We start from the raw sequence: 17,627 nt of genomic DNA on the forward strand, positions 1-17,627 counted from the left end.
GAATGGAAGAAACCGGACTTTTATGGAAGTCCGGTTTCTTTCACCTTATTGTTGTCAAACATTAATTTTCAATGGAATTTGCGACCACCCCTTAAAAAGGCTGGCTGCATATATAACTCTGATGATAGTCGGGCACATGAGAGTTCAAAAAATGCTTGTCCGGAAGTTTTTGAAAGCAAGGATCTCCTCTATACATCAATTAAGCAGTCTTAATATAATTTCAGAATCCTTTCTATTTAACTGTACATACTGGCTATGTTCGTCCTTCGTCAATTCTACAATATTTTCATCCGTATTAACCCAGGCATAATATACGGAAATTTCACCTTCGTTTTTCTGATCATTAAAATAAAAGATGAAGTCCGCCTTAGGATGATCCTTCTCCAGCGCGAATTCTTCCCAATCGGCATTCTTTATTATTTCTTTGGTTTTTTCTGTTTTCCCCAATTCTATCTTTTCTTTATATGCTTCGAATTTGTAGTGTTTACCTTCATATTTTTGAACGGAAATATGTTCTTGCTTTGTTGTGCAACCTGAAGCCAACGTTATTGATAATAAGCAAAGGCCAACAAGGAGCGGTTTCCTTTTCATTACATGTCATCTCCTCATACCCAAATGGATTAATTATCCAATAACTATCATTATACTAGTCCTCGCAAAAGAGTAATAGGATTGTTTGTCTATTTAGTAACAGTAAAAAAACCTCAAGTTTATAACTTGAGGGGTTTTTTTAACCTTTATCCCTTGGGCATATGTCTTGCATTCAACCAAACCATACAGAAAATAGTTCCTCGTTGATGCCAAGATTGTACATATAATAGATTCCGAAAAGCGTGCTTATCACACCTGTCAATCGGATGAGTGAGTGATTGACTTTTTTGGAGGAAGAGCTTGTGACAAAGGGGATGCTTAAAATCGTAGTGAACAGAAGCATGCCCATACAAGTACCTACACCAAATATAATAATGTAGATTGCCCCCTGCCACGCTGCATCTATCGTACTTAAAGTAAGAAGGACCATTGCAGCACTGCCTGCAAGTCCGTGGACAATTCCCACTAACATCGATTTCAGATATGTAGCCCGGCCTGTATGGTCATGCCGCTTCGTTTGCTTCCAAGAAAAAATCGTCGTGATACCTAAATATACCAGCATGATTCCCACAAGAAATTCCAATGACATTGCCCAAGCTTCCGGAATTTCGTTTTTCAAAAGGATTAGGATGACACCGAACACCAAAAGAGTAAGTGTATGACCGATTCCCCAAAATACGCCTGCAAGTGAAGATTTCCATATTTTCTTGCTTTGGCTCGCAATCGTAGAAACGGCAATGATATGATCGGGTTCCAGAGCATGCTTGATGCCTAATACAAATCCAATCGCTAAAACAAGCAATAAACTCATTTCCATAAAACACCGCCTTTCCCTTTACTAATATTTACGATAAAAAACCGGATCCTCCCGAAGGATCCTCCTTCGGAAGAGATCCTCACAAACTGAAAATACCTTTTCTATATGTTGAGTTTGATTTGCCAATACCCGCAGCATCAGACCACGTATTGGCAGCCGGGAAAAACCTATTCTAACTTTGCTTCCTAACGGGGAAAGCATTTCATCGAGTTCGGTAATGAATGCCCCATCCACCTCATGATATATCAATAATAGCGAGCCAAGATGACTATATCCTTCCAATAATAGTACAGAGTCCATCTCGTCTGAAGGATTCAGAAACAAGTGGTCCATTAACAGCCTTTTACCATCTTGAAACACGTTCGTTTTGGAGCGGATCCAATCATATGTGAATGCCCCCTTACTCTTTGACCATCCTGGTGTAAATATATCAGTCATGAACAATCCCGCTCCGCTTTCCATATGTATCGTCGTATCCTGGATATATCGAGCAGATTCATAGGCAATTACGGGGTCCTGCACATAGGTAAGGAAACTTTCCTTTTTCAGTACTAACTCGGTTTTCTGCACTGCCGGCTCATCCATCGTCTTGTATATCTTTGTCGCAGACTGCGTCGTCAATGTTATTGTTGCCCCTTCTTCCAAACAAAAAAGCTGATGGTACTTGTCACCACCTACATAGCCTCCTCCAACATGAATGAGAAAATAGGTAGGTGAAAGTTCATCAAAAAACACAGGACGGGACAATTTGAATGCCCCGTCATAATAAGTATCACTCACTATCGTTCGAGCATTTTTCAGTTCCGCCTTTAAGCGAATGCTGCCTGTCCAACTCACTGCTCAAGACCCACTAGAAACGCCTCTGACTTTATCCAGTTCACGACATCAGTCAAACCCTTTTCTTCTTTTAAGTTAGTAAAAAAGAAAGGTTTATCCCCTCGGGTCGTTAATGTATCCCTCTCCATCACTTCCAGGCTTGCTCCTACATACGGGGCCAAGTCCGTTTTATTAATGATGAATAAATCCGATTTAATCATTCCCTGGCCACCTTTCCGGGGGATTTTCTCCCCTTGCGCGACATCAATGATATAGATTGAAAAGTCAACGAGTTCAGGGCTGAAGGTCGCCGCTAAATTATCACCGCCGCTCTCCACAAAAATCAAATCCAGTTCCGGATGGAGTTCCATCAACTCATCAATGGCTGCAAAATTCATCGAGGCGTCCTCACGTATCGCTGTATGTGGACAGCCGCCAGTTTCCACACCCATGATCCGATTTTCAGGAAGTACGCCATTTTTCATTAAAAACAGCGCATCTTCTTTGGTATATATATCATTCGTTACAACTGCCATGCTGAAGTCATTTTCCATTACCCGTGTCAACTTCTCGACAAGCATTGTTTTTCCGGCACCAACTGGGCCGCCTACTCCTATTTTGACTACTTGTTTCATCTATTATCGATTTACCTCTTTAAGGCAAACCTTTCACCTCTTTTCTGGTTAACTCATAAATAGTCTTACATGTAAATTCTCATGCCTCATTTGGGCGATTTCCAATCCCGGCAGTGTCCGTCCGAGTTCATCCTCCGGAAGTCCTTTAATGAATGCTACGGCTGTCTGGATGACCTCATGTGACCATAATAACAAGGATTGTCCAGCTGTCTGACCCAAAGGGATTCCTCTTACTGCATTTTGGATAAGCGAGGACACAGCTGCATACAAACAGGCATGAATGGCCATTTCTACGGTAAGGTTCAGTTTGGTACACACAAGTGCAAATACAATGGCCGGATGTCCATAGCATTGTTTTCCTTGGATTTTCTTCAAGTATGCCAATAACTCTTCGGATGGATATAAGTTCGAGCATAGTTTAGCCATCTGCTGTCCAATTCTTTTCGAGGCTTCCCTGGATTCCCGGGCGGAACATGCGGCATAAAGCAACTCATCCAGATCCCATATTTCCCCAACCCTTTGACTACTTACGAATTCATATGCAAGCCGGCACCCCAGTCCATCTGTATAGGTTAAAGATTTAGAAATGTATACCTTCAAAAACGCCTTTAAAGAAGTTGCATCATGTACCTTCCCTTCTTGAATGTAAGTCTCCATCCCGAATGAATGGGAGAACGAACCAGAAGGAAAATTGGAATCACAAAGCTGGATCAACGGAAACAAACGTTCAATCATGTGAATGTCCGATATGACGGAATGCCTGCTTCACCTTCCTCTTTTCACGACGAAACGGTATATCAAGTTCCATTAAAAGCTCTTCCACCAGGTAATCATATTGAACAAGCATTTCATCCCCATCAAACTGGGCAGGTAAGTGGCGATTTCCCAATTGATGCGCAATATCGCCCATCTGCCCTAGAGTTGTAGGCAAGATCGTCAAAATATCGTCATCTATCGTATGGATCACGATCATATTATTCTCATCCATATAAAGGATGTCGCCATCCATCAAATCCTTGTTTTCTTTAAGGCGTATCCCAATTTCATTTCCATGATCCGTTTTAACCCTTAGTATCCGTTTTCTTAATGCATCGCTTTCCAGATAAACCTTTTCCATATGTTTCGCTTTTTTTTCAATAAACTCTATATTTCCCAATACTTCTTTAACTATCATGTCATCACCTCAGAATAAAAAGTATCGTTGCGCCATCGGCAGGATTTCCGCTGGCTCGCACGTAATTAAATCACCATCCACCGTCACTTCATATGTTTGCGGATCAACTTCTATGACGGGGGTCTCCCCGTTTAACTTCATATCTTTTTTTGTAAGATTGCGAATATTCGAGACAGTCTTCACTATTTTTTTCAAACCCAGGTCATCATGAATTCCTGCTTCATATGACGCTTTTGATAGGAACGTAATCGACGTACTCTCAACGGCCTTTCCAAAACTTGCAAACATCGGGCGGTATAACACCGGTTGAGGAGTTGGAATCGAAGCATTCGGATCGCCCATCATACTGTGCGCGATCATGCCTCCTTTTAGAATCATGTCCGGTTTAACCCCGAAAAAGGCAGGATCCCATAGCACCAAGTCAGCGAATTTCCCTTCTTCCACAGATCCGACGACATCAGAAATCCCATGTGTAATTGCAGGATTTATCGTATATTTGGCAATATAACGCTTAACGCGAAAATTGTCCCCTGCCCCTGTATCCTCCAGCATTTTGCCACGCTGCTTTTTCATCTTATCAGCCGTCTGCCATGTTCGCAGAATAACTTCTCCTACACGCCCCATCGCTTGGGAATCGGAGCTGATCATGCTAAAGACGCCCAGGTCATGAAGAATGTCTTCAGCTGCAATGGTCTCTTTTCTTATTCGGGAATCAGCAAAAGCGATATCTTCCGGAACGGATGGATCCAAATGATGGCATACCATCAGCATATCCAAATGCTCTTCCAACGTATTGATGGTGTATGGACGGGTAGGGTTCGTCGAGGACGGGAGAATATTCGGATAACTAGCCGCCTTGATGATATCAGGGGCATGCCCCCCGCCCGCTCCTTCGGTATGATATGTATGAATGACACGGCCGTCTATCGCTCTGATCGTATCCTCGACGAAACCACCTTCATTAAGCGTGTCGGAATGAATCGCCACTTGAACATCGTATTCGTCAGCCACCATTAAACTAGTATCGATGGCTGCAGCTGTCGTACCCCAATCTTCATGTAACTTCAGCCCGATGGCACCAGCCTCTATTTGCTCAGCAAGCGGTTCTTTGGCAGAGGAATTGCCTTTACCCAAAAAACCGAGATTCATGGGGAAATGATCTGCTGCTTCGAGCATTTTATGTATATTCCAAGCTCCCGGAGTACACGTCGTGGCGTTCGTTCCCGTTGCAGGTCCGGTTCCCCCACCGATCATTGTCGTGATCCCGCTTGACAGTGCAGTCTCTATTTGCTGCGGGGCAATGAAATGGATGTGAGCATCAATACCACCAGCTGTAACGATCTTTCCTTCAGCTGCAATTATTTCAGTAGCTGCTCCTATCACCATTGTCACCCCATCCATCAATAGGGGATTTCCCGCTTTTCCTATTGCTCCAATATTTCCATCCTTCACGCCAACGTCCGCTTTATAAATGCCTGTATAATCGATGATGATCGCGTTGGTTAAAACAAGATCCATCACCTCATCTCTTGAAGCGGTTGGGTGTTGCCCCATACCATCACGGATCACTTTACCACCGCCAAATTTCACTTCATCCCCATACTTTGTAAAATCCTTTTCCACTTCTATGAAAAGCTCGGTATCTGCCAATCTAATTAAATCCCCTGTTGTGGGACCAAACATGTCGGCATATTGCTTACGTGACATTTCATGACTCATATTTTCACTCCTTATCAAGCGGACCATTCGTTTTATTACTTAATCCATAAACTTCCCTCTTGCCGCTGAATGGGACCAGTTCGATTTCCTTCGCATCGCCCGGCTCAAAACGGACAGCTGTACCAGCAGGAATGTTAAGTCTTTTCCCAAAAGCATTCTCACGAATGAACTCCAGTCCAAGATTCACTTCATAAAAGTGAAAGTGTGAGCCAATCTGTATCGGACGGTCTCCTCTGTTGATGACCGTTATGACCGTTGAGATCTTTCCCTCGTTACATACGACCGGTTCTTTTTTCAAGATATATTCACCTGGTATCATGGCCTCCTCCTCCTTACTGAATCGGATTATGAACAGTCACAAGCTTTGTACCGTCCGGAAACGTTGCCTCAACTTGAATATCATGAATAATCTCAGGAATTCCATCCATAACATCTTCACTTGAAAGAATAGTCCTGCCAAATTGCATCAGTTCCGATACTGATTTCCCATCTCTGGCCCCTTCGACTATTTCATAGGTAATCAAGGCAATGGATTCCGGATAGTTCAATTTCAAGCCGCGATCTTTTCTCCTTCTTGCCAAATCTGCCGCCACTACAACCATTAACTTTTCCTGTTCCCTTGCTGTTAAACGCATACCCTCTCTCCTTTTGCCAAACTATCCCGCCAATCAATTCCAAGTATCCCCATTAAATCGGGTGCACTCTTGCCTCGCTATAAATGCATATACTTACTTTATTCACCGACATCTTGTTTCTCTTTCCGTACTTAACTTTACATTTTAGTGTAAGATTACCTAACATTATTTTAATTATATTAAACTATCTGACAATTACAACCCTTAAAATGAAATAAATTGTAAATTGATAAGCCTTCCCCTTTTGAAAAGACTTATCTAAAATTTGATAATATTGAAATATACTTGCTATAATTTTCATGAGTAGCGGTAAGTAATACAAGATTGAAAGGGGAATGTAAAATGAATTATGTTAAAAATCAACTGACAGCCATGCGCAGCAATCTTTTAAAGGAAATTGAGGGAATCAATCCAGAGTTCATGGATGTACAGCCTGAAGGTTTTAATAATACAATCCATTGGCACATTGGACATGTACTTTCTGCAGCGGAAAAATTTTTATTGAACTCCAGCAGCAATTTGCCAGAGAATTACGGGCAGCTATTCGGATATGGTTCAAAACCTGCCGACTGGACCGGAGATGTACCTACCGTTGAAGTATTGAAGCAACAGTTGCATGAACAACTTGATCGACTTCTTGAAATTCCGGAAGAACGATTGACCGAAAAAACAGCACAGCCTTTCAACGGAATGGAAACAGTGGGAGAATTCATTAATTTTGTAGTCTTGCACGAAACCAATCATATAGGCCAAATTCACGCAATGAAATTATTCATAGAATCCAATAATAACTAAGAGTAAGTAACTGTCACCCTGTTTTTCTTGAAATGGGAGTGCCAGTTCTTTTATTTAGGACGAAAAATTACAGTTTTGGTGCGTTTGCACGTACGTTTGGAGCATATGCTCGTGAGTTTTTAGCTTTTACTCATAAAATTCTAGCGTTACTCGGTAATTCGGAGCTTTAATTCGTGAATTCGGAGCATTACTCGTGAGTTTAGTGCAAATACTCGTGAATTTTATGCTTTTACTCGTGAGTTTGCAGCAAATACTCGTGAATTCGAGCGTTACTCGTGAATTTCGATCTTTTACTCGTGAGTTTAGTGCAAATACTCGTGAATTTTACGCTTTTACTCGTGAGTTTGCAGCAAATACTCGTGAATTTTAAGCTTTTACCCGTGAATTTGGTGCAAATACTCGTGAATAAAATTAAAAAAAGCCCCCGCTTTTTATAGCGTGGGCTTTCGTCTGTTCACCCGTAAAGCTGAGTAAACGCCTCTCAAGTCATCTGGTCCTGGTTATCCATATAATCACTGTATGCTTTTTCCGCTGAGGCTTCCGAAGTGAACAAAGCATCATCATCCTCGATCGTATGAAATGTATCATTCAGAAACAAGGCAACTGCATTGGGATCTTTGGGGTGCGGAACAATTTCCGCTGCCCTGATATTCGAAACTGTAGGGACATGGGGATTATTATAAATCACAAAAACCTCGTCACCGACCTGCACTTCTTTTGCATTGATTACACCCATTGAATTCTTCCTTTCCATTACTGATTTTCCTTTAGTTTATGGAAAGAAACTTATAATTATTTATGATAGATGACAGACCTCGCAAGCGGCGTTATCTGAATGGGGCCCCTTCAACAGAAGGAACCCCGCCATTCACTTAAGCATATTCATTTTTTGTAAAAATTCGATCGGATGCTGTTTCCGGAAAAACTCCCTAAGCATATAGGCAACACCATCTTGATCATTGGAGCGCGTCACCCATTTTGCCACTTTCCGTACTTCCTCATCCGCATTGCCCATGGCAACTCCCAGACCAGAACCGGCAATCATCTCCATATCATCCAATCCATCGCCAATCGAGACGATCTCCGTTCTTTTCACCTTTAAATGGTCCGCTAAATACAATACACCACTCCATTTAGATACACCCTTCGGAACGATTGTCAGTTTATTTCCTGGGTGTAAGACTGCATCTACCTCAGGGAACATTTCCTTTATCAATTTCAACATATCATTTCGAGCATTTTTTTCTGGAAATATAATGTCCATCTTCGTCGGGGCCATCGGCTGATCAATAAGCTCTTCACTGATATCATCCACATAATTTTGAGCATAAATATTTTGGTCATTCAAATACATAACCGATTTACCAAGCAAATTCTCCGGGAGGTTCACCCGATTGCCCAGCGAGTATTTTTCATGAATGAGCAATATTTGGCACGTGGTCTTTTCAAGCATTTGCACGAGCTCTGCAGTCAGTTCTTCTGATATTCTTTTTACCATTATCGGCTTTTCCATGGAAGCTCCGACAAAGGCTCCTTGCTGAGCAACGATCATCGGATTTATTTTGAGGGCTTTGGCCACTTTTTTTGCTGAGTGATAGTTTCTTGACGTCACAAGTGCAACATGGACACCTTTTTGGTGAACATAATCTATTGCTTCTTTAGTCGATTTATTTAAACGGCCATTCGACTGGAGCAATGTCCCGTCGATATTGACCGCAAGTAGTCGATATACCATGCTGATCTCTCCCATCTGTTGTATCCTCTTTCAAAATTTATGACTAAAATTTCGAGAATAGAACAAATAGTGGTTCCCGACCCTTGTACTTGTGTTTTCAGGGAACAAAAAAACCCCCAACCATTAAAGTAGGGAGTCTCCAACTGCTTATTGCTGTTGCTCAGGCAAGCCATATAAATCTTCAAGCGGCTTCATGATAATTTTATTGAGGTCTGCGATGACCATGCTCATCCGTTGTTCTGCTTCCATCAATTGTGAAATGGTTGGGTTTTGTTGGACAAGCTGTACCGTCTTTTGTGCTTGCTCAACCTCTTCCGGTGCAATCTCCTGTCCCATCATTTGCTTTTGCTGCAATGACATTTGCAGATTACGGAAGTTTTCAAACATTCCTTTTGTAGCTTCATCAGAATTCACAAGATCATATAAGCGTTGCAAATCGGCATATTCATTACTTGCCCTAATCGCCTTTTCCATTTCATACGCTGCATCATATACGTTACTCATTTATTTCCCCTCCCGGTAATCATTGTATTCCTACACCTTTTCCACTATAACAAATCCGATTGAGAATTACACGTCATCCTATTAAAACAGTTACGAAACCTTGAAATAAACCGATGATTCCACCAAGCAAAGCCCCAATGCATGTGATCATCGACAATTCCTTCTTAGTGATGGAAACGACCATTTCCTCTAGACAAGACACCGAAAAGGACGAAACCTGTTCTTCCACGATATCGTTCAAATGCAGTTTTTGGAATAGCGGCTGGAAATGATTGATTACGTACTCGGCACCTTTTTCCACTAAAATCGGAACGCCTTTCCACGATGATGTCCGAGAAATCGGCAGTCAATTCTCGAACCGGCTTATTCATGATCGAAGCGACAGGCAGCATTTCAGCCGTTTTTTCGGTAATCCATTGTTTTATCGTTTCTCTCCCGATCATTCCCTCGATTTTCTCTATATCCCATTTCTCGAGATTTCCCCACTCTTTCACCAACATCACTGACAATATATCAATCGTTCTCGATTGTTCAAAAAATTTAATGATTTCCGGCTGAATCTTATCAATTAACTTTTCGTTTCCAATGAACAGCTGAATTAAATTGATCAGCTTGCCCCGTTCCTTGAAAAAATCATCCAACATGTCTTCAAGATGGCGTTTGCCTTCCGCATTATAAAAATATTCTTTTCCCTTTTTCACGATGAAATGTGACAAAGCAGGAATCGATTCGAGGGCTTTTTGCTGAAGGTGCGTGGGGACGATATCTTTCAAGCTCTTGCTCATGTTCTCTTCCGACCATATTTCATATTTACCGAGAATGAATGTTTGTAACCGCTGTTCTAGCGTTAAATGAAGAATTCTTCATTCCCAATTGATCAAGCAATTGAGCAGTACTTTTTTGTGTGGACAATGCTTTCTTTACTTCTGCCTGGACGAAAATTTTCATATTCTGTATAGAGGCATCATTGATGACTTTACTTTGAATGCTCCCTGGTGTGATTAAATGATCGACCACCAATTTGCCTAATTGTTTAGCTAACTCATCCTGCCGCTTCGGAATCAACCCTGTTGCTTCCCAAAAATATGGATTGGCTTATACGGTCTGAATAGCATTCTGATAGCCAATAAATTAGTGAAGCCACCTATTACTGCAACAACGACGACCATAAACAGTATGTTTTACTCAAAACTCACCCATGAAATTACTTCTTTTATTGCTTGAAATAAAGGCTTGATGACACCTTCTAATTAAAAAATCATAGAATGTGTTATCCACATTTGCCCATCATTTAATTATTAAAGGATATCAAACTTAGTGCAAACGGGGAATTATTATGAACCTTGACCATCAGAAAGTTTACATTACGGTAAATCCCGCAGAGACTAGAAAGAAGGCGCTATTGTTTATCGAAGAAAAATTATTTGAGGAATGGGACCTTCAATTTGGAGAACCCGTAACGATAATGGCTGGATGCCGTTCCGTCCCGGTACTTGTCCAGCCATTCCCGTCATCCCAGCCTACATTGAAACTTTCATATGATATGAACCAAATTTTATCCTTACCCGTTTTTTCCGATCCAATCTCCGTCTCATACCATGCGGATGAAAGGTCAATTAAAATAGGCCCATTCTTCGCTTCACTCATGAACCAGACTCCCTTGCAAGACGGGACATTCGGCGAGATGGAAAAATTTTATCAGGAAATGAAATCATATTGTAATCAGCAAGGCATCCCCTTCTATTTAGTTAAACTGCAGTCTCTTCAAGATGGGGTTGTGGAAGGCTACCTGCCAGGGCAAGGTGGCTGGAAAGCCTTGCCCCTCCCCATCCCTGATGTATTTTATAACCGGATACATTCGCGCAAACTTGAGCAATCGCCTTCTTTCAAGCTGTTTAAAACTGAACTGGAGGAACGGTCGATTCCGATGTTCAACGGAAGGTTCCTCTCCAAACATGATGTACACGAACTACTGATCTTAGAGGATGAGCTATTGCCAAATTTGCCAGAGACGATATTGTTTAACGAAAAAGAACCTTTCTTGACATTTATAGAAAAGCATTCGGTAATCTACTTTAAACCCGCATCGGGCAGCCAAGGCAGGAATATTTGCAGATTAACGCAAGTAGCTGGAAAATGGAAAATCGAGCAATCCGGACATCTCCAGAATGTACATTTTGCTGATACGGATGAAAAGTTGTTTGAAACCTTAAAAAATTTTTCCAGAAAACGATCCTTCATTCTTCAAAAAGGGATTTCCCTATTCGAAACCGATCAGAGAAAGGTTGATTTCCGCATACTGCTTCATCGGAACGAACAGCTTGAATGGAAAGTTACATCAATGGTTGCCCGGATTGGGGATCCTGGTACTATTGTTTCCAATCTTGCACAAGGCGGAGTGATGAAAAATGGGCCGGATTTTCTAAAAGAAGCATTTGAACTTCAGGACGCCAGCCGCATATATCAAAAGCTCGTCCGGCTGGCTAAAAACACTGCGGAGACCTTAGTCGAGAACCTTGACGATTCATTCGGTGAGCTAGGGATCGATTTAGCACTGGATACCGATACCCATCCATGGATCATCGAAGTGAATTCAAAACCTTCGAAAAAATTTCAAGGCAACTATGAAACCTTTCGTCCATCAGTAAAATCAATCATAGATTTCATGCTTGCCCTTAACCGCGAAAACCATCCATAAAAGGAGTTGCTAGCACGTGTTAATAGGATTAATGGCCGCGTCGGATACTCATGAAAACAACTACTTCACCGAAATAGCCAAAACCGCTAAATCATTTAATATGAAAGTTTGCAAATTCTCACCGGAAAATATTGATATCGATCTGAAAAAAGTGAGGGGCGAGCGTTTTGATGCCGAGAACGAAACTTGGATCGCCACATCTTTTGATTTACCTGATTTTGTATATGATCGCTGTTTTCACGGTTTAGTCCGTGAGTCAACGGAAACGCGACACAAAATCGAGTGGTTAAAAGATAACTCGAATTTCTTAGGACTGGGCCTTCCTGGTAAGTGGGAAGTGTACCAAATCCTAAAAAACCATCCACACCTACAGGCATTTTTTCCAGAAACCGTACAAGTGACGACACCTGAAGATATTATAGGGCATTTGGAACGCCTGGATAAAATCATCATCAAACCTGAATTCGGTGCAGGCGGTACAGGAATCTATCTCCTTTCAAAAACAGAAGACGGGACTCTGGTTTCCATGACGAAAAAGGGCACCAAATATGACCGCCCATTCTCCTCCAAATCTCAGCTTAACAAATGGCTGCAGCATTTATTAAATCGATACCGTTATCTTTGCCAGCCATATTTAGAACTTTGCACCCAAAATAATGAGCCATTCGATTTACGGATTTTACTTCAAAAAAACGAGAAGAATCAATGGATGGAACGGGGCCGCGGAATTCGTACGGGACAAAAAGACGGAATTACTTCAAATCTTGCCACAGGCGGGGAAGCCATTTCATTGGATACCTTCAACAAAAGAAACCCGGAAACGATTTCGATTGCTGTCGAACAAAAGATTCATCATATCCTTCGCACCCTGCCCGTTGAAACCGAAGCTGTCTTTGAAAGATTATTCGAGTTGGGAATTGATCTAGGCATCGATAAAAAAGGCCAAATATGGATAATGGACATTAACTCGAAGCCTGGAAGGAAAATCATTCAGGCACTACAGCCGGAGACCATGAAAGATATTCATCGAGCACCGTTTCAGTATAGCCAGTATTTAGCCGAACAGCTTCAGAAAGCAGGTGAATAGGAAGTGAGAAAGACTTATCCTGCCGAAATTGCCGCTATCCCTGGCAATGTTCTCTACTACCCTTCAGAGCTTGGAGATTTGGCAGAGATTGAATTAATTTATTTCGGACGGCATTCATGTCCTGCCATCGTCAAACAAAACCCGGCCGTCAATCAAACAATCGTGCTATCGAAAAGTCTCGCGGAAGCTCTACTATTCGATCATACCGATATTCCCCTTCATTTATTCATATACGGCAAGAGCATCCATATCGGACCGCTTGTCGGAATCTTTTCCTCAGGCTTCACGGGCCTTTCAAACAAACCTTTAGGGGAGAGATCTGAATTTTTCGCAAAGCTCCTTTCGCTTAGCAAGACCACAGGCTGTATTCCCTTTGTTTTTGGAGAGAATGTAATCAATTGGGATGAGGAGACAATCAAAGGCTATGTATTTGATAAAGATGACTGGAACATTTATGAATTTCCTTTTCCTAATGTCATCTATGACCGGCTACCAAATCGGTTGACGGAAAACCGTGAAGGACCTAAAGAAGTGAAGCAGAAATTCCAAAAAATATATACCACACCATGGTATAACCCCGGATTTTTCAATAAATGGGATGTAAATGAAAGGTTATGTGCAGATGAGCGGGCACTGCCTTATTTGCCGGAAACGTATCCATTTCAATCCATATCCGTGGTGGAAACCCTTCTTTCCCATTACCGGCAAGTTTATATAAAGCCCATTCACGGCAGCCTCGGTCTAGGGATTCACCAAATTCTTTATGATAAGCATGAGAATGTTTATTATTGCCGCTATACAAACGAAGCAAAAGAAAATAAACTGCAACGGTTTTCAACATTGGAATCCATCGTTAAACACATTTTTCACGACCGCCCGCTCGAGAATCTGATCGTGCAGCAGGGCATCCCATTAATTCGATCTGAAAAACGTCCAGTGGATTTTCGGGTCCATACGAACAAGGACAGTAATGGAAAATGGCAGGTGACCGCGATTGCCGCAAAAATCGCCGGCGCCGGCAGCGTCACGACCCATATTAAAAGCGGGGGTGTCATCAAAACGGTTGCCGAACTGTTTGGAGATGACGATGAGGCGACAGAAGTCGAACGAAAGCTTTCGGAAGCCGCACTGATTTTAAGTGACAGTATAGAAAAGAACTTGGACGGCATCATCGCAGAAATAGGATTCGATTTTGGATTGGATAAAAAAGGGCAGGTTTGGATGTTTGAAGCCAATTCCAAGCCTGGACGTTCCATCTTCTCCCATCCAAAACTCAAGGATTTCGAATTGCTGACTAGAAAGCTAAGCCTTGATTATGCCATTTATCTTACGGAACAGACGATTACAAAATCAATCAGAGTGCCGCAATGAACATTTTTTATGATATCCCCACTGAAAATTGGCACCACACTCATGAGAATGCGGAACTTTTCGCCGGCTCTGCCGAAGAAGAAATCAGCTATAAAAAGAACCATTCGAATCAACCTCTAATTCCAATCACAATATTTCCGGGTAACCGGATGCTTACCGTCGGAATTTTAACTGTTTCCAATCCCAAAAAGGAATCAGGTTTGGGTGGAAACCTGACCCTTTTTCGGGACTTATCATTATATTTATTGAAACATGGAATATTGGCGTATGTATTCACAGGAAATGCCCTTCATTCCGAGTCGATGAAAGGGTATCTTTTTTCCTCCATTTCAAACAAGTGGATTGAATGTAAAGTGCCCTTCCCTGACATCGTCTATAACCGTATCCCCTGGAGGAGCTATGAGGCGTCAGAGGAATTCCAACATCTTATCACACATTTTAAAGATTACCGAATGACTCTATTCAACCCCTGTTTTATAGATAAATATGTGATGTTCGAAGCATTAACTGAAGATGGATCCCTCACCAACCACCTTCCGCCCACCATGGTCTTACGAAACAGCGGTTGCCTTGATTCTTTCCTGGAGACATACAGGCATATATACCTTAAGCCATGCAAAGGAAGCCAAGGGAAGGGCATTTATACCATTATCAAAAATGATGATGATACCCTATTGTTCAATAGCTTAAAGCATAGTGAATCCTTCCCTGATTTTGCTTCCTTCTGGGATACAAAAAAAAGGGATTTATTAAAAAGGAGCTATCTTGCTCAACAGGCGATCATACCAAAAAAACTCTTTGGGCATCGTTATGATTACCGGATTCTCGTCCATTATGAAAAAGGTTTTTATAAAGTGACCGGCAAAGCGGTAAGGATGTCGCAAACCCAGGAAATCACCACCCACACTCCCCAAGGCGGAAAGCTTTTTCCTTATCAGGACCTTAAATCAAAAAACCTGGATCTGAAATTAGCGAATATCGCCCAAAAATGCGGAGAGATACTTTCAAAAAAGATCGGGTTTCTCGGAGAGTTTTCCATTGATATAGGGGAAGACGAATCGGGCTCGCTTTTCATATACGAAGTGAACTCAAAGCCGATGCAATTCGATGAAGAAGAAATTGAAACAAACAGGCTTTTGCATTTAAAAAATCTTTTCATTGAATTAACTTTTCCCAACCTGAAAAGAAAATAACACCTCCAGCTGCCGTTTTCCATTATAATCGAATGAGAAACAGTATATATGGAGGTAATACATATGATCACTCATTTTCAATGGGAACCATTGCATAAGAATCTGCCAGGATGGAAAATTTCCTTTTATTTCAACAAGCAGGCAGTCAAAGCCTTATATCACAAAGATGGATCCATCGAGTGGACAGCCAATCCGCCTTCCGAAACAGATGAAACCCAACTCAAAAGCATGATACATGATTTAATGATCTTCCATGTTTATGAATGAAACCCCTTTACATTCATGAAATCGCTAAACAGAATAAAAAAAACTCCTTTGCCTAAAACTAAAGAAAAGGCTAGGAGGGATTTCTTTTGGATAAAGAAAAAATGACATTTTTGAAGGATACCGAATATGATGGCAAGGACTCCGTTTACCTGGATATCGACCGTATCATCAATGAAGGAATGGCGGGCGGAAATGTGTATGAAGTCGCTAACCTTCAGAACATCGAAGAAGCACATGATTTTTATGATGAAACAGATCCCAATGTCAATAAATGAATAATGTGGGCTCTCTTATGGAGAGCTCTCTTTTATATCAGTCAGACCGTTAAACGGATAGCAATCAAATAGTCCCATTCTCCCTCGCACTTAAAATATTTTCGTTTAAAATCGATGTAATGATATGCTCTGAATCCCATTCATGCCCAGATATCTCGATAAGGGGATAGCGATTCGGCAAAACGACCTGCTGGATTTCATGAACGGTCAGCCCTTGAGAATGCAAGCGTAAAATTTCCCCTTGGAGGTTTTCCAGATAATCCAGTTTTTTTCGAAACATCTCCTTCCCATCAGGGACGTGCCCAGCATGACAGCAAAACACTTCCCCGAAGTCATAATGCAGCAATCTTTTTATGGAATCGATGATCATCGGGACGGACTCTTCCCGTAAGACAAGTTTTGTTTTTGGGGTTACGAAAAGGTCTCCTGAAAAGAGCACGCCATTATTGTGATTCAAATACACCATATGGTCCTTTGCATGACCTGGGGTAAAAATCGGCTCCCACGTTTGGGTACGGGAATGAATGGCCTTCCCTAGCGGCTCAGCTTTAAAGGCGTCTCTCTTTCCCCAGAAAATTTTGCGATATTCAGGATATTCAGCATCCTTTGCACAAACCTCAACCGACATCGGGTGAATGAAAAGAGGGACCTTTTTATGTTCCTGTATCCAGGCAGCACCCCCCGTATGGTCTTCATGATAGTGAGTCAGGGCCACTGAGTCGAAGTCTGCGGATTCATAGAATGGAATAAGCTCTTCCAATAAAATCTGTGCGCCAGTATCTATCAATAGGCCATCCGTTAAAAAGACATACACACTCATCCCCGCCTTGTTCCCGCCAGGAGTCCCATGCACGCAAACCACATCATTTATCGTCTTGATCTCTATCATTCGGTTTCCTCCCCATCATTGTATAAATATAGTTTCATCTTCCTTTTTTTAACTTTACTATAATAACTGTAGTACCACTTTACCTTTTTGACAAGGAAATATTGGAATGAATAGCCTCGATGAAAATGCTGGATTATTGCATAATAGCCCATTTTCCATGAATCGTTTTAACGGACTGTACCAGATTTAATGACAAAAAAATAAAAGAAACGATTGACAATGCCGGATTTTACAAATAATATAGATTATATTATAAAACTTGAAATATTCTAAAATAATAATTTACTTATCAAGAGTGACGGAGGGATCAGGCCCTGTGATGTCCGGCAACCGCCCTTAGGGAACGGTGCCAATTCCTGCAGAATGATTGCATTCTGAAAGATAAGCCGAGATATGATTTCGCTGCCTCTTTCTGAATGATAGAGG

Annotated in this window: 23 protein-coding genes, 1 pseudogene and 1 riboswitch; of the genes and pseudogenes, 8 read left to right on the top strand and 16 right to left on the bottom strand. The window is 41.6% G+C overall.

Annotation, left to right across the window (positions count from 1 at the left end):
• Positions 1–195: 195 nt before the first annotated feature.
• From AC2YHV_RS12765 to AC2YHV_RS12805, 9 genes are all read right to left on the bottom strand, one after another.
• Positions 196–591 carry a hypothetical protein gene (locus AC2YHV_RS12765; protein ID WP_323597920.1) on the bottom strand — a complete coding sequence of 132 codons (396 nt, stop codon included), beginning with the start codon at positions 589–591 and terminating at the stop codon, positions 196–198.
• Between the two features lie 172 nt (positions 592–763).
• Positions 764–1,408 carry a HoxN/HupN/NixA family nickel/cobalt transporter gene (locus AC2YHV_RS12770; RefSeq protein WP_063577120.1) on the bottom strand — a complete coding sequence of 215 codons (645 nt, stop codon included), beginning with the start codon at positions 1,406–1,408 and terminating at the stop codon, positions 764–766.
• Positions 1,409–1,429: 21 nt separating this feature from the next.
• The gene (locus AC2YHV_RS12775) at positions 1,430–2,245 is read right to left on the bottom strand and encodes an urease accessory protein UreD (RefSeq protein WP_487373340.1); all 816 of its coding nucleotides are present in this window, start codon (positions 2,243–2,245) and stop codon (positions 1,430–1,432) included.
• Positions 2,242–2,859, bottom strand: a complete 618-nt coding sequence (ureG, locus tag AC2YHV_RS12780) for an urease accessory protein UreG (RefSeq protein ID WP_487373341.1) — start codon at positions 2,857–2,859, stop codon at positions 2,242–2,244. The genes AC2YHV_RS12775 and ureG overlap by 4 nt, the downstream gene beginning before the upstream one ends.
• Positions 2,860–2,907: 48 nt before the next feature.
• A complete protein-coding gene (locus AC2YHV_RS12785) occupies positions 2,908–3,594 on the bottom strand; it encodes an urease accessory protein UreF (protein ID WP_487373342.1) in 687 nt (228 codons plus the stop codon).
• Positions 3,587–4,033, bottom strand: a complete 447-nt coding sequence (ureE, locus tag AC2YHV_RS12790; protein WP_487373343.1) for an urease accessory protein UreE — start codon at positions 4,031–4,033, stop codon at positions 3,587–3,589. The genes AC2YHV_RS12785 and ureE overlap by 8 nt, the downstream gene beginning before the upstream one ends.
• A 9-nt stretch (positions 4,034–4,042) precedes the next feature.
• Positions 4,043–5,752: an urease subunit alpha gene (gene ureC / locus AC2YHV_RS12795; protein ID WP_487373344.1), complete on the bottom strand. Its 1,710-nt coding sequence runs from the start codon at positions 5,750–5,752 to the stop codon at positions 4,043–4,045.
• Positions 5,753–5,756: 4 nt separating this feature from the next.
• Positions 5,757–6,071 carry an urease subunit beta gene (locus tag AC2YHV_RS12800; RefSeq protein ID WP_063577125.1) on the bottom strand — a complete coding sequence of 105 codons (315 nt, stop codon included), beginning with the start codon at positions 6,069–6,071 and terminating at the stop codon, positions 5,757–5,759.
• 13 nt (positions 6,072–6,084) lie between these two features.
• Positions 6,085–6,387, bottom strand: coding sequence for an urease subunit gamma (locus AC2YHV_RS12805; RefSeq protein WP_048687392.1), 303 nt, complete (start codon positions 6,385–6,387; stop codon positions 6,085–6,087).
• 342 nt (positions 6,388–6,729) lie between these two features.
• Here AC2YHV_RS12805 and AC2YHV_RS12810 point away from each other — a divergent pair, with 342 nt between their 5' ends.
• Both AC2YHV_RS12810 and AC2YHV_RS12815 read left to right on the top strand, forming a co-directional pair.
• A complete protein-coding gene (locus AC2YHV_RS12810; protein ID WP_034314737.1) occupies positions 6,730–7,182 on the top strand; it encodes a DinB family protein in 453 nt (150 codons plus the stop codon).
• Between the two features lie 193 nt (positions 7,183–7,375).
• Positions 7,376–7,552: a hypothetical protein gene (locus tag AC2YHV_RS12815; RefSeq protein ID WP_487373345.1), complete on the top strand. Its 177-nt coding sequence runs from the start codon at positions 7,376–7,378 to the stop codon at positions 7,550–7,552.
• Between the two features lie 111 nt (positions 7,553–7,663).
• Here AC2YHV_RS12815 and AC2YHV_RS12820 read toward each other — a convergent pair whose 3' ends face one another.
• The 6 genes and pseudogenes from AC2YHV_RS12820 to AC2YHV_RS12845 form a co-directional block, all read right to left on the bottom strand.
• Positions 7,664–7,936 (bottom strand): transcriptional regulator SplA domain-containing protein, encoded by a 273-nt coding sequence (locus AC2YHV_RS12820; protein ID WP_222620128.1) that lies wholly within the window; start codon positions 7,934–7,936, stop codon positions 7,664–7,666.
• Between the two features lie 114 nt (positions 7,937–8,050).
• On the bottom strand, positions 8,051–8,917 hold the full coding sequence (locus AC2YHV_RS12825; protein WP_187050591.1) for a Cof-type HAD-IIB family hydrolase: 867 nt from the start codon (positions 8,915–8,917) through the stop codon (positions 8,051–8,053).
• Positions 8,918–9,064: 147 nt separating this feature from the next.
• Positions 9,065–9,421, bottom strand: a complete 357-nt coding sequence (locus AC2YHV_RS12830) for a YlbF/YmcA family competence regulator (protein ID WP_034314741.1) — start codon at positions 9,419–9,421, stop codon at positions 9,065–9,067.
• A 73-nt stretch (positions 9,422–9,494) separates the two neighbouring features.
• Positions 9,495–9,722: a DUF445 family protein gene (locus tag AC2YHV_RS12835; protein WP_487373346.1), complete on the bottom strand. Its 228-nt coding sequence runs from the start codon at positions 9,720–9,722 to the stop codon at positions 9,495–9,497.
• Between the two features lie 73 nt (positions 9,723–9,795).
• Positions 9,796–10,206 (bottom strand): annotated as a pseudogene (locus tag AC2YHV_RS12840) (hypothetical protein); the annotation flags it as partial.
• 25 nt (positions 10,207–10,231) lie between these two features.
• Positions 10,232–10,486: a DUF445 domain-containing protein gene (locus AC2YHV_RS12845; RefSeq protein ID WP_082854706.1), complete on the bottom strand. Its 255-nt coding sequence runs from the start codon at positions 10,484–10,486 to the stop codon at positions 10,232–10,234.
• 271 nt (positions 10,487–10,757) lie between these two features.
• Here AC2YHV_RS12845 and AC2YHV_RS12850 point away from each other — a divergent pair, with 271 nt between their 5' ends.
• The 6 genes from AC2YHV_RS12850 to AC2YHV_RS12875 all read left to right on the top strand — a co-directional run bounded on the left by AC2YHV_RS12850 (position 10,758) and on the right by AC2YHV_RS12875 (position 16,312).
• Positions 10,758–12,119, top strand: coding sequence for a YheC/YheD family endospore coat-associated protein (locus AC2YHV_RS12850; RefSeq protein WP_487373347.1), 1,362 nt, complete (start codon positions 10,758–10,760; stop codon positions 12,117–12,119).
• A 16-nt stretch (positions 12,120–12,135) separates the two neighbouring features.
• Positions 12,136–13,206: a YheC/YheD family endospore coat-associated protein gene (locus tag AC2YHV_RS12855; RefSeq protein WP_487373348.1), complete on the top strand. Its 1,071-nt coding sequence runs from the start codon at positions 12,136–12,138 to the stop codon at positions 13,204–13,206.
• A gap of 3 nt (positions 13,207–13,209) precedes the next feature.
• Positions 13,210–14,577, top strand: coding sequence for a YheC/YheD family endospore coat-associated protein (locus AC2YHV_RS12860; protein WP_487373349.1), 1,368 nt, complete (start codon positions 13,210–13,212; stop codon positions 14,575–14,577).
• A complete protein-coding gene (locus AC2YHV_RS12865; protein WP_145504908.1) occupies positions 14,574–15,770 on the top strand; it encodes a YheC/YheD family endospore coat-associated protein in 1,197 nt (398 codons plus the stop codon). Before AC2YHV_RS12860 ends, AC2YHV_RS12865 begins: the two co-directional genes overlap by 4 nt.
• Before the next feature lie 63 nt (positions 15,771–15,833).
• Positions 15,834–16,037, top strand: coding sequence for a YheE family protein (locus AC2YHV_RS12870; RefSeq protein WP_057275779.1), 204 nt, complete (start codon positions 15,834–15,836; stop codon positions 16,035–16,037).
• 86 nt (positions 16,038–16,123) lie between these two features.
• Complete coding sequence (locus AC2YHV_RS12875) at positions 16,124–16,312, top strand: hypothetical protein (RefSeq protein ID WP_034314753.1); 189 nt, start codon at positions 16,124–16,126, stop codon at positions 16,310–16,312.
• A 64-nt stretch (positions 16,313–16,376) separates the two neighbouring features.
• Here the strand turns inward: AC2YHV_RS12875 and AC2YHV_RS12880 are convergent, their stop codons facing one another.
• Positions 16,377–17,201 (bottom strand): MBL fold metallo-hydrolase, encoded by an 825-nt coding sequence (locus tag AC2YHV_RS12880; RefSeq protein WP_098865893.1) that lies wholly within the window; start codon positions 17,199–17,201, stop codon positions 16,377–16,379.
• Between the two features lie 283 nt (positions 17,202–17,484).
• Positions 17,485–17,589, top strand: a riboswitch (SAM riboswitch).
• The last annotated feature ends 38 nt before the right edge of the window (positions 17,590–17,627 follow it).

Source organism: Peribacillus sp. SRI_006 (assembly GCF_057586375.1).

Bases quoted from the DNA above. Each gene is read 5' to 3' on its own strand.
- AC2YHV_RS12825 (WP_187050591.1), bottom strand. From the start codon at position 8,917: ATGGTATATCGACTACTTGCGGTCAATATCGACGGGACATTGCTCCAG.
- AC2YHV_RS12880 (WP_098865893.1), bottom strand. From the start codon at position 17,201: ATGATAGAGATCAAGACGATAAATGATGTGGTTTGCGTGCATGGGACT.
- AC2YHV_RS12870 (WP_057275779.1), top strand. From the start codon at position 15,834: ATGATCACTCATTTTCAATGGGAACCATTGCATAAGAATCTGCCAGGA.
- ureC (WP_487373344.1), bottom strand. From the start codon at position 5,752: ATGAGTCATGAAATGTCACGTAAGCAATATGCCGACATGTTTGGTCCC.
- ureE (WP_487373343.1), bottom strand. From the start codon at position 4,033: ATGATAGTTAAAGAAGTATTGGGAAATATAGAGTTTATTGAAAAAAAA.
- ureG (WP_487373341.1), bottom strand. From the start codon at position 2,859: ATGAAACAAGTAGTCAAAATAGGAGTAGGCGGCCCAGTTGGTGCCGGA.
- AC2YHV_RS12765 (WP_323597920.1), bottom strand. From the start codon at position 591: ATGAAAAGGAAACCGCTCCTTGTTGGCCTTTGCTTATTATCAATAACG.
- AC2YHV_RS12810 (WP_034314737.1), top strand. From the start codon at position 6,730: ATGAATTATGTTAAAAATCAACTGACAGCCATGCGCAGCAATCTTTTA.
- AC2YHV_RS12830 (WP_034314741.1), bottom strand. From the start codon at position 9,421: ATGAGTAACGTATATGATGCAGCGTATGAAATGGAAAAGGCGATTAGG.
- AC2YHV_RS12850 (WP_487373347.1), top strand. From the start codon at position 10,758: ATGAACCTTGACCATCAGAAAGTTTACATTACGGTAAATCCCGCAGAG.
- AC2YHV_RS12770 (WP_063577120.1), bottom strand. From the start codon at position 1,408: ATGGAAATGAGTTTATTGCTTGTTTTAGCGATTGGATTTGTATTAGGC.
- AC2YHV_RS12820 (WP_222620128.1), bottom strand. From the start codon at position 7,936: ATGGAAAGGAAGAATTCAATGGGTGTAATCAATGCAAAAGAAGTGCAG.
- AC2YHV_RS12785 (WP_487373342.1), bottom strand. From the start codon at position 3,594: ATGATTGAACGTTTGTTTCCGTTGATCCAGCTTTGTGATTCCAATTTT.
- AC2YHV_RS12800 (WP_063577125.1), bottom strand. From the start codon at position 6,071: ATGATACCAGGTGAATATATCTTGAAAAAAGAACCGGTCGTATGTAAC.
- AC2YHV_RS12865 (WP_145504908.1), top strand. From the start codon at position 14,574: ATGAACATTTTTTATGATATCCCCACTGAAAATTGGCACCACACTCAT.
- AC2YHV_RS12805 (WP_048687392.1), bottom strand. From the start codon at position 6,387: ATGCGTTTAACAGCAAGGGAACAGGAAAAGTTAATGGTTGTAGTGGCG.